This is a genomic window from Streptomyces sp. C (assembly GCF_000158895.1).
Lineage (GTDB): Bacteria > Actinomycetota > Actinomycetes > Streptomycetales > Streptomycetaceae > Streptomyces > Streptomyces racemochromogenes.
Genome location: NZ_GG657750.1, coordinates 1,317,821 through 1,327,870, shown reverse-complemented (window position 1 = coordinate 1,327,870; position 10,050 = coordinate 1,317,821). Strand labels below are relative to the sequence as shown.

Annotated in this window: 10 protein-coding genes and 1 pseudogene; 8 read left to right on the top strand and 3 right to left on the bottom strand. The window is 72.7% G+C overall.

The features are described 5' to 3' along the window. Positions 1-17: 17 nt before the first annotated feature. Positions 18-686 (bottom strand): pyridoxamine 5'-phosphate oxidase family protein, encoded by a 669-nt coding sequence (locus SSNG_RS05820; RefSeq protein WP_007262877.1) that lies wholly within the window; start codon positions 684-686, stop codon positions 18-20. 37 nt (positions 687-723) lie between these two features. On the opposite strand from SSNG_RS05820, the pseudogene SSNG_RS05815 reads away from it, so the two are divergent. After that, positions 724-2,057: pseudogene (locus tag SSNG_RS05815) on the top strand (aminotransferase class I/II-fold pyridoxal phosphate-dependent enzyme). A gap of 137 nt (positions 2,058-2,194) precedes the next feature. Here the strand turns inward: SSNG_RS05815 and SSNG_RS05810 are convergent. Further along, positions 2,195-3,160: a DMT family transporter gene (locus SSNG_RS05810; protein WP_128637387.1), complete on the bottom strand. Its 966-nt coding sequence runs from the start codon at positions 3,158-3,160 to the stop codon at positions 2,195-2,197. A 74-nt stretch (positions 3,161-3,234) separates the two neighbouring features. On the opposite strand from SSNG_RS05810, the gene SSNG_RS05805 reads away from it, so the two are divergent. After that, positions 3,235-4,134, top strand: a complete 900-nt coding sequence (locus tag SSNG_RS05805) for a LysR family transcriptional regulator (protein ID WP_007262874.1) — start codon at positions 3,235-3,237, stop codon at positions 4,132-4,134. Between the two features lie 26 nt (positions 4,135-4,160). Here the strand turns inward: SSNG_RS05805 and SSNG_RS05800 are convergent, their stop codons facing one another. Further along, positions 4,161-4,634, bottom strand: coding sequence for a pyridoxamine 5'-phosphate oxidase family protein (locus tag SSNG_RS05800; RefSeq protein ID WP_007262873.1), 474 nt, complete (start codon positions 4,632-4,634; stop codon positions 4,161-4,163). Positions 4,635-4,710: 76 nt separating this feature from the next. Between SSNG_RS05800 and SSNG_RS05795 the strand changes: the two genes are divergently transcribed. The 6 genes from SSNG_RS05795 (at position 4,711) to SSNG_RS05770 (ending at position 10,004) form a co-directional block, all read left to right on the top strand. Continuing rightward, positions 4,711-5,325, top strand: a complete 615-nt coding sequence (locus SSNG_RS05795) for a cysteine hydrolase (RefSeq protein WP_042800588.1) — start codon at positions 4,711-4,713, stop codon at positions 5,323-5,325. 18 nt (positions 5,326-5,343) lie between these two features. Further along, on the top strand, positions 5,344-6,189 hold the full coding sequence (locus SSNG_RS05790) for a HipA family kinase (protein ID WP_007262871.1): 846 nt from the start codon (positions 5,344-5,346) through the stop codon (positions 6,187-6,189). Then, positions 6,186-6,569: a DUF3037 domain-containing protein gene (locus SSNG_RS05785; RefSeq protein ID WP_007262870.1), complete on the top strand. Its 384-nt coding sequence runs from the start codon at positions 6,186-6,188 to the stop codon at positions 6,567-6,569. The genes SSNG_RS05790 and SSNG_RS05785 overlap by 4 nt, the downstream gene beginning before the upstream one ends. Positions 6,570-6,705: 136 nt before the next feature. After that, entirely contained in the window at positions 6,706-7,467 is a 762-nt protein-coding gene (fabG, locus tag SSNG_RS05780; protein ID WP_007262869.1) for a 3-oxoacyl-ACP reductase FabG, read from the top strand. Positions 7,468-7,494: 27 nt separating this feature from the next. Continuing rightward, positions 7,495-8,268, top strand: coding sequence for an SDR family oxidoreductase (locus tag SSNG_RS05775; RefSeq protein ID WP_042803007.1), 774 nt, complete (start codon positions 7,495-7,497; stop codon positions 8,266-8,268). Between the two features lie 146 nt (positions 8,269-8,414). Beyond that, on the top strand, positions 8,415-10,004 hold the full coding sequence (locus tag SSNG_RS05770) for an ABC transporter substrate-binding protein (RefSeq protein ID WP_206731280.1): 1,590 nt from the start codon (positions 8,415-8,417) through the stop codon (positions 10,002-10,004). Positions 10,005-10,050 lie beyond the last annotated feature (46 nt).

Here is a 10,050-nt window from a genome sequence, read left to right as displayed (position 1 = left end):
CGGCCCGCCGAGGAGCCTCAGAGCGCGGTGATGTAGTCCGGGAGGGCGATGCCGGGGGCCAGGCCGGCGGCCGGGACGGGGGTCCCGTACGCCGGTGCCACCGGGACCACGCCCGACCAGAAGGGCAGGTCCAGGTCCTCGGCGTCGTCGTTCGGGCCGCCCGTGCGGACCTTCGCGGACACCTCGTTCAGGTCGAGGCGGATCACCGCCGTGGCGGCCAGCTCCTTGGCGTTGGCGGGCCGGGAGTCGGCCGAGCGGCCGGGCACGACCTGGTCGACCAGGGCGTCCAGCGCGATGCGGCACTCCTCCTCGTCCGTGACCTGGTAGGCGGTGCCGTGCACGACCACCGAGCGGTAGTTCATCGAGTGGTGGAAGGCGGACTTGGCGAGCACCAGGCCGTCCACGTGCGTCACCGTGAGGCAGACCGCCAGGCCCGGGTCGGCCTTCCCGGCGGCCAGCAGCGGGCGCGAGCCGGTGGAGCCGTGCACGTAGAGGGTCTCGCCCACCCGGCCGAACAGCGTGGGGAGGACCACCGGCGCGCCGTCGCGGACGAACCCGAGGTGGCACAGGTAGGCCTGGTCGAGTATCGAGTGCACCGTCTCACGGTCGTAGCGCGCCCGCTGGCGGGCGCGGCTCGGGACGGTGCGGTCGGTGGGCTCGTAGTCGGCGACGGTGGTGGCGCTCATGGTGCGTACTCCATTGCACTAGTGCATAATATTGTTTGTGCTAGGAGAGTATCTGATCAGTGGGCGCCGCGCATCGGAAATCGCGGCCAGTGTCGAAACCGGCGTCGGTTCGGGCGCGCTCGCCCCAGGAGCGCTGCTCCCGCCGATGCGCGAGCTCGCGGCCGCGCTGGGGGTGAACCCCAACACCGTGGCCGCCGCGTACCGCACCCTGCGCGAACGCGGGGTCATCGAGACCGACGGGCGGCGCGGCAGCCGGGTGCGGGCCCGCCCCGCGACGGCCCCGCGCGACGTGGGGCGCGTGCCGGTGCCCGAGGGCGTACGGGACGTCGCGCAGGGCAACCCGGACCTGGCGCTCCTGCCCCCGCTGGACGGGGCGCTGGCCGCCGCCGCCCGGCGGTACGCGGCATCCCCGACCCTGTACGGGCAGGACCCGGTGGTCCCGGACCTCGCCCGGCTCGCCCGCGCCGGCTTCGAGGCCGACGGGGTCCCCGCCGGGGCCCTCGCGGTGACCTCGGGGGCGCTGGACGGCATCGAGCGCGTGCTGGCCGCGCACCTGCGGGCCGGGGACGCGGTGGCCGTCGAGGATCCGGGCTGGGGGAGCGTGCTGGACCTGGCCCCCGCCCTCGGCCTGCGGGTGCTCCCGGTGGCCGTCGACGACGAGGGGCCGGTGCCGGAGTCGGTGGCCCGGGCGCTGGCGGAGGGGGCGCGGGCCCTGGTGGTCACGGCCCGCGCGCAGAACCCGACCGGCGCCGCCGTCTCGGCCGCCCGGGCGGCGGGGCTCAGGGAGCTGCTGGCCGGCCGTCCCGAGGTGCTGCTCATCGAGGACGACCACGGCCACGGGATCGTCGACCTGCCGCTGTGCCCCCTCGGCGGGGTGACCCGGCACTGGGCGCTGATCCGCTCGACGGCGAAGGCGTACGGCCCCGACCTGCGGCTGGCGGTGCTCACGGGCGACGCGGTGACGATGGACCGGGTCCGGGGACGGCAGCGGCTGGGCCCGGGGTGGGTGAGCCGGCTGCTCCAGTACGCGGTGGCCGACCTGTGGACCTCCGGCGCCGTGGACCGGGAGGCGGTGGCGCGCTCGTACGGGCTGCGCCGCGACGGCCTGGTCGCCGCGCTCGCGGAGCGGGGCGTACGGGCGCACGGGCGGAGCGGCATGAACGTGTGGGTGCCCGTCGCCGACGAGACGGCGGCGGTCACCCGGCTGCTCGCGGCCGGGCTGGGCGGTGCGCCCCCGGGGCCGGCTACCGCGTCCAGGCGGGCCCCGGGGTGCGGATCACCGTCTCCGGGCTGGACCCGGCGGAGGTCGGGGGCCTGGCCGACGCGGTGGCGGCCGCGGTCCGCCCGGAGGCCGGGGGGCGCTTCGACTGAGACGCGCCCGCCCCGCCGCGGAGTGCGGCGTGGCGGGCGTGGCGTGGCGCGGGACGGCGGATGGCCGGGCCGGTCAGGCCGGAGTGCGGCGGGGGCGGGGCGGCGGCGGGCGCGGCGCGGCGACGGGTCCGGGCCGGTCAGGCGGCCTTGCGCGGGGCGGACCGGGACTGGGTCAGGGCCGCGCCCGCCAGGATGACCGCCGCGCCGACCGGGGTGTTCCAGTGCAGCTGTTCGCCCAGGACCAGGACGCCGGCGGTGGTGGCGATGACCGGGATGAAGTAGGTGACCATCTGCGCGGTGGTCGGCCCGATCTCCGACACCAGCCCGTACTGCATCTGCAGCGCCATCCCGGTGCCCAGGGCGCCCAGCGCGACCACGGCGAGCGTCGGCCACAGCGGGAAGCCGGCCGGGGCCGGGGTGAACAGTGCGCTGACGGCGGCCAGCTGGAGGGTGGAGACCATGAGCTGGGCCCCGGTGAGCGCCACCGGGGAGCCGGGGGTGCCGGCCAGGGTGCGGCGCACGTAGATCCAGCCGATGGGGTAGGAGAGGCTGGCCAGCAGGGCGAGCGCGGTGCCCTTGGCGTCGATCCCCGCGAAGCCCTGCCAGGCGCCGAGCACCGTCAGCACGCCCAGGAAGCCGATGCCCAGCCCCGCGAAGCGGCGCCGCGTGGGGCGGTCCTCGGACAGCGCCACCAGTGAGAGCGCCATGCCCCACAGCGGGGAGGTGGCGTTGCAGATGCCCGCCAGGCTGGAGGGGATGCTCTGCTCGGCGTAGGCGAAGAGCGAGAACGGGGCGGTGTTCAGCAGGAGCGCCGCCACCGTGAGGTGGCCCCAGGTGCGTCGCCCGCGCGGGAGCGGCTCCCGGCGCACCAGCAGCACCACCAGGAGGGCGAGCGCCCCGAAGAACACCCGGCCGAGGGCGACCTGGAAGGGTGCGAACGCCTCGGTGCCGACCTTGATCAGGAGGAAGCTGAAGCCCCACACCACCGAGAGGAGGGCGAACCGCAGGCGCCAGTCCAGGCGGGCGGCGCCGCCGGTGCCGCGACGGGCCGGCTGTCGTACGGGGGAGTGGGTGGTGGTGCGGGAGGTGGTCGGTGCGCTCATGCGGATCACTCTGCTGCGCCCGACCTCGTAGGACAAGCGAGAGTTCCTTCGGCGGAAGGCGTAGCATCGCTTACATGTTGAACCTGGAGCGCCTGCGCACCCTCGACGCCCTCGCCCGCCACGGCTCGGTCAGTGGTGCGGCGGGCGGCCTCCATGTGACCACATCGGCGGTCTCCCAGCAGATGGCCAAGCTGGAGCGGGAGGTCGGCCAGCCGCTGCTCGCCAAGAACGGGCGCGGGGTCCGGCTCACGGACGCGGGGCGGCTGCTCGCCGACCACGCCGCCCGGATCATCTCCCAGGTGGAGCTCGCGCAGGCCGACGTGGAGGCCCAGCGGGGCTGTGCGGTGGGGGAGTTGCGGATCGGCGCCTTCCCCACCGCCATGCGGGGGCTGCTGCCCCGTGCCCTCGGCACGCTGCGGGCCGCCCATCCCGAACTGCGGGCCATGGTGCGGGAACGGGAGCCGGAGGAGAGCATGGCGGCCGTCGTGCGCGGCGACCTGGACATGGCGCTGGCCATCGACTGGCACAACAAGCGGATGCCGGTGCCGGCCGAACTGTCCCGGGTCCACCTGCTGGACGACGCCGCCGACGTCGCGGTCCCGGCGGGGCACCCGCTGGCCGGACGCGCCCAGATCTCCCTCGGTGACCTCGCGGACGACGACTGGATCTCGTGGAACGAGGGGCAGTTCTGTCACGAGTGGCTGGTGTTCACCCTGCGCGGCATCGGGGTCGAGCCGCGCATCGCGCACATCGCCGAGGAGCACCACACCCAGCTGGCCTTCGTGGAGGCCGGGCTGGGCGTCTGCGTGACGCCCCGGCTGGGCCGCGGGCCGGTACCCCCCGGCGTGCGGCTGCTGCCGGCGGTCGACACCGTCCGCCGCCACGTGTACGTCGTCTGGCGGACGGACGCCGGCCGCCGGCCCTCCGTCAGGGCCGCCGTCGCGGCCCTCCAGGAGGCGGCCGCGGCGGTGTAGCCGCCGGTCACGTCCTGCGCAAGCGCTCACATCTTGCGGAAGTCCCAGGACACCACCGAGTCCGGGGTGAGGCGGATCCAGGCGTGGCGGCCGTCGTGCGGCATCTCCTCGATCCCGAAGTTCTTGAGGGGGAAGAGCCGTTCCGGCTCCAGCAGCTCGGGGCAGGGCTCGCCGGTGCGCGGAGCCTCGCCCACGAAGACCGCGCGGCCGGACAGCTCGACCCCGCGCAGTTCCCCGTACTCCTCCCCGGCGTCCACCACGACCGAGATCCGCGGGTCGGCCCGCAGGTCGGCCCAGCGGCGGCTGCGGGTGATCGAGTACAGCCACATCGAGGTGCCGTCCCACGCGAACCACAGGGCGCCGACGTGCGGACGCCCGTCCGGGGAGACCGTGGCCACCCTGCAGGTGCGCTGCTCCCGCAGGAACGCGTCCACCTCCTTGCCGCTCATCATGATGCGCCGGCCCCGCCGCTGCGCCGCCCCGGCGCCCGTCCCGTCCATCCGTCCCCCACCCCTTCACATCTGACTGTGTGTCAGGAATCATGCGTGCTCTTCCGTCGTCACGCCAGGGGGAGTCATGCCGGAACTCGATCCAGCCACCACCGCGCTGCTCACCGTGGAGTGCCAGAACGGCGTGGTGGGCGAGGAGAGCGCCCTGCCCGAGCTGGCGAAGGAGGCCCGGAACTCCGGAATGCTGGACCGGGTCGCCGCGCTCGTCGACGCCGCGCGCGGGGCCGGCGTACAGGTGGTGCACGCGGTCGCCGAGCGGCGGCCCGACGGGCTCGGGGCCAACACCAACGCAAGGCTCTTCCGGGTCGCCGGGAAGCTTCCCGTACGGCAGCTGACCGGGAGCGACGCGGTGCGGATCGCCGCGCCCATCACCGTGGACGGCCGGGACCTCGTGGTCCGCCGGCTGCACGGGCTCTCCCCGATGGCCGGCACCGACCTGGACGCCCTGCTGCGCAACCTCGGGGTCCGCACCCTCGTCGTCACCGGGGTCTCCTCGAACATCGCGATCCCGAACACCGTCTTCGACGCCGTCAACCTCGGCTACGAGGTCGTGGTCCCGTCCGACGCCATCGCCGGGGTGCCCGCCTCCTGCACCGCCGAGGTGATCCGCAACTCCCTCGTGCTGGTGGCGTCCATCACCACGGCCGAGGAGCTGCGAATGCAGTGGGCTCCGTCGCGCTGACCCCCGTAACCTGGGCGGATGCTGTCCGAAGTGATCGCGACCCGCTACGTCACGCCCTTGCGTGAGGGCGGCTCGCTCCCGGGGATCGTCGAGGCCGACGATCTCGGTACCTACGTCATGAAATTCACCGGAGCCGGCCAGGGCCGCAAGACCCTGGTCGCCGAAGTCGTCTGCGGGCGCCTCGCCCAGCGGCTGGGCCTGCGGGTCCCGCGGCTGGTGCAGATGCAGCTCGACCCCGTCATCGGGCTCGCCGAGCCCGACCAGGAGGTCCAGGAGCTGCTCAAGGCCAGCGGCGGGCTCAACCTCGGCATGGACTACCTCCCCGGCTCGATCGGCTTCGACCCCCTCGCCTACCGGGCCGACCCGGTCGAGGCGGGACGCGTCGTCTGGTTCGACGCGCTGATCAACAACGTCGACCGGTCCTGGCGCAATCCGAACATGCTGGTCTGGCACGGGGACCTGTGGCTCATCGACCACGGCGCCACCATGATCTGGCACCACAACTGGCCCACCGCCCAGGCCGCCTCCGCCAAGCCCTACAACGCCTCGGACCACGTCCTGGCCCCCGTGGGCCCGGACATCGCGGCGGCCGCCGCCGAGCTGGCCCCGCTGGTCACCGAGGAGCTGCTCACCGAGGTCACCGCCGACGTCCCCGACGAGTGGCTCGTCGACGAGCCGGGCTTCGACTCCACCGACGCGGTGCGCCGCGCCTACGTGGAGGCACTGCTGCCGCGCGCCGCCACGATCCACGAGAGGATCACCATGGAGGCCGAGGTCAGGCAGCGGTCCGGTCCGCCGGGCTGGCTCGCCGAGCGCCTCCCTCCCCAGTCGGACAAGAACAAGCAGAAGAGCGGCGACGAGTGACCAAGCGGGACGTGTTCGAATACGCGCTGGTGCGCGTGGTGCCCCGGATGGAGCGCGGCGAGTGCTTCAACGCCGGAGTCATCGTCTACTGCCGGGCGCACTCCTACGTCGCCGCGCGCACCCACCTGGACGAGGCGAAGCTCCTCGCCCTCGACCCCGGGGCCGACGTGGCCGGGGTGCGGGCCGCGCTGCGCGCGGTCGAGGGGCTGTGCGCGGGCGGCGAGGAGGCCGGGCAGGCGGCGGGCGACGACGCGGGGCGCAGGTTCCGCTGGCTGATCGCCCCCCGCAGCACGGTGGTGCAGCCGGGTCCGGTGCACACCGGCCTGACGGCCGATCCCGCCGCCGAGGTGGAACGCCTGCTGGAGCTGCTCGTCCGCTGATTTCCGGGCAGGTCCGCGCCGCCGCCGCCGGGAGCCGTTGACACGGGGTGTCAGGGCTCCTAGCGTCTCCTCAGCTGAGGCTACTAAGCGGTTGCTCACCTCCGGGCGGCCGCCTCTCAAGGGCGAGGAGAACAGCATGTCCACCACCGAGCAGCGTGTCGCCATCGTGACCGGGGCGGCCCGGGGCATCGGCGCGGCCACCGCGATCCGGCTGGCCGCCGAAGGCCGGGCGGTCGCCGTGCTCGACCTCGACGAGGCCGCCTGCAAGGACACCGTCGAGGCGATCACGGCGGCCGGCGGCCGGGCCCTCGCGGTCGGCTGCGACGTCTCCGACGCCGCCCAGGTGGAGGCGGCCGTCGAGCGGGTCGCGAGCACGCTCGGCGCCCCGACGGTCCTCGTCAACAACGCGGGCGTGCTCCGCGACAACCTGCTCTTCAAGATGAGCGACACCGACTGGGACACCGTCATGAACGTCCACCTGCGCGGTGCGTTCCTGATGGCGAGGGCCTGTCAGAAGTACATGGTGGAGGCCAAGTTCGGCCGCGTCGTGAACCTCTCCAGCAGCTCGGCGCTCGGCAACCGCGGCCAGGCCAACTACGCCGCCGCCAAGGCCGGCCTGCAGGGCTTCACCAAGACCCTGGCCATCGAACTCGGCAAGTTCGGCATCACCGCCAACGCCGTCGCCCCGGGCTTCATCGTGACCGAGATGACCGCACAGACCGCGGCCCGCGTCGGCATGGGCTTCGAGGAGTTCCAGCTGGCCGCCGCCTCCCAGATCCCGGTGCAGCGCGTGGGCCGTCCCGACGACATCGCGAACGCCATCGCCTTCTTCACGGGCGAGGACGCCGGCTTCGTCTCCGGCCAGGTCCTGTACGTGGCCGGCGGCCCGCTCAACTGACGGTCCCACGAGAGGCGGGTGCACGACATGACGGACAGCGGTATCGACAGCGGTGTCGACAGCGGCAAGGTCGCCCTGGTCACCGGGGCGAGCCGGGGGATCGGCTACGGGATCGCCGAGGCGCTCGTCGCCCGGGGCGACCGGGTCGTGATCACCGGGCGCAACGAGGACGCGCTCAAGGAGGCCGTGGAGCGGCTCGGCGCGGACCGGGTGATCGGCGTGGCCGGAAAGGCGCACGACGAGGCCCACCAGGCCCTCGCGGTGGAGCGGGCGATGGAGGCCTTCGGCAGGGTCGACTTCCTGGTGAACAACGCGGGCACCAATCCGGTGTTCGGCCCGATCGCCGACCTGGACCTCGGGGTGGCGCGCAAGGTCTTCGAGACCAACGTGATCTCGGCGCTCGGCTTCGCCCAGCGGACCTGGCACGCCTGGCAGAAGGACCACGGCGGGGCGATCGTGAACATCGCCTCCATCGCCGGGGTCTCCGCCTCGCCCTTCATCGGGGCCTACGGGATGAGCAAGGCCGCGATGATCAACCTGACCCTCCAGCTCGCGCACGAGATGGCGCCGGCGGTACGGGTCAACGCGATCGCCCCGGCGGTGGTCAAGACCAGGTTCGCCCAGGCGCTCTACGAGGGCCGCGAGCACGAGGCCGCGGCCGCCTATCCGCTCGGCCGGCTGGGGGTCCCCGAGGACATCGGCGGGGCCGCCGCATTCCTGACATCTGCACAAGCGGAATGGATCACCGGACAAACTCTCGTCGTCGACGGGGGAATGTTCCTCAATGCCGGTGTGCACTGACCGATAACCGGACGCATTTGCCTCCAAACAGGAGGCAAATGCGTATCGAATCGGTCCGAAATCGGTCAAGTGCCTCACGAAACCTACCCATTGGATTTGTGATGCACTGCGGTAGGGTCTGCCGCACCCCTGGCTGATCGAGGAGCGTGCACGTGTTCAACCGGACCAGATGCCTGCAGATCGCTGCGGCCGTTGCGTCCATATCCCTGCTGGCAGGATGCGGCCTGTTCTCGGACGACGGTGACGCCGCCGCGAAGCGCATCACCGTCGGCACCATGAGCGCGCCCAGCACCCTCGACCCGGCCGCGGCCTGGGACGGCTCCTGGGAGCTGTACCGCAACGTCTACCAGACCCTGCTGGCCTTCCCCACGGGCAGCACCAAGCCGCAGCCGGACGCGGCCCAGAACTGCGAGTTCACCGACGCGGCGAACACCGCCTACCGCTGCACCCTGCGCAAGGGCCTGAAGTTCTCCGACGGCGAGGTGCTGGACGCCAAGGCGGTCAAGCACTCCCTGGACCGGATCAGGACGATCAACCACAAGTCCGGTCCCGCCGGCCTCTTCAACAGCCTGGACAAGATCGAGGCGCCGGACGCGCTCACGGTCGTCTTCCACCTGAAGACCCCCGACGCGACGTTCCCGTACGTCCTGGGCTCCCCGGCGGCCTCCCTGGTCGCGCCGAAGGAGTACCCGGCCAACAAGGTCCGCCAGGACAACAAGGTCATCGGCTCCGGCCCCTACGTCCTCACCTCGTACACGGAGGGCGGCGAGGCGGTCCTCGGCCGCAACGAGAGCTACACCGGCTTCGCCAACCGCCAGAACGACGGCGTGACGATCCGCTACTTCGCCGACTCCAAGAAGATGATCGCCGCCCTCAAGGGCAAGGAGATCGACGCCACCTACCGCGGCCTCTCCGCCGCGGAGATCAAGGACCTCCAGACCCCCGCCTCGCACGCCCAGGGCGTCCAGGTCGTGGAGAACGTCGGCGCCGAGATCCGCTACCTGGTCTTCAACCCGAGCGACCCGCAGGTCAACAAGCCCGCCGTGCGCCAGGCGATCGCCCAGGTCATCGACCGCGGCGCGATCGTCTCCAAGGTCTACCAGGGCACCGCCGAGCCGCTGTACTCGATGGTCCCCAAGGGCGTCGTGGGCCACAAGACGCCCTTCTACGACATCTACGGCAACCCCGACGTGGCCAAGGCCAAGAAGATCCTCACGGCCGCCGGGATCACCCAGAAGGTCGAGCTCACCTTCTGGTACACCACCGACCGCTACGGCGCCTCCACCGCCGACGAGTTCACCGAGATCAAGCGGCAGCTCGACGAGAGCGACCTCTTCAAGATCAACCTGCGCGGCCAGCCGTGGAAGACCTTCCAGGAGGGCTACCAGAACGGCCAGTACCCGGTCTTCGGCCGAGGCTGGTTCCCCGACTTCCCGGACCCCGACAACTTCATCGCGCCGTTCGTCGGCAAGGAGAACGCGGTCGGCACCCCGTACGAGCCGGCGAAGATCCAGAACGAGCTGCTGCCCAGGTCCCGCCGCGAGGGCGACCGGTCCGCCGGTGTCCGGGAGTTCGAGGAGGCCCAGCAGATCTTCGCCCAGGACGTCCGGCTGCTGCCGCTGTGGCAGGGCAAGCTGTACGTCGGCGCGCGCGAGGACATCGCCGGAGCCGAGCGGGCCCTGGACCCGCAGACCGCCATGCAGATGTGGGAGCTGCGCCGCAAGACCAGCTGGTGATCACCGGGCGGTGCCCGGGTGGCGGCGTTGTCAGTGGTCCCCGGTA